This window comes from Melaminivora alkalimesophila (genome assembly GCF_000282995.1).
Taxonomy (GTDB): domain Bacteria; phylum Pseudomonadota; class Gammaproteobacteria; order Burkholderiales; family Burkholderiaceae_C; genus Melaminivora; species Melaminivora alkalimesophila.
The window spans coordinates 1-235 of record NZ_ALEE01000665.1 but is presented as its reverse complement, the minus strand read 5'-3'; the positions used below and the strand labels follow the sequence as shown (position 1 = coordinate 235).

General features: G+C 74.0%; 1 protein-coding gene. It reads left to right on the top strand.

Annotation, left to right across the window (positions count from 1 at the left end; translation table 11 throughout):
* Window positions 1–235, top strand: a 235-nt coding sequence (locus A612_RS12960) for a HesA/MoeB/ThiF family protein (RefSeq protein WP_040436869.1), incomplete at both ends; no start/stop codon positions are given.

Below are 235 nucleotides of genomic sequence, written 5' to 3'. Positions count from 1 at the left end.
CGCCGGCCGCCCTGTTCCTCGGCTCGGCCGGCGTCGGCACGCTTACCCTGGTGGACGACGACGTGGTGGACCTGACCAACCTGCAGCGCCAGATCGCCCACACCAGCGCGCGCGTCGGCATGGGCAAGGTGCAATCGGCCGCCGAGGCGGTGCGCGCCATCAACCCGGACGTGCACCTCGAGCTGGTGCGCGAGCGCGTGGACGAGGCAGCGCTCCTGCGCCTGGCGCGGCAGGG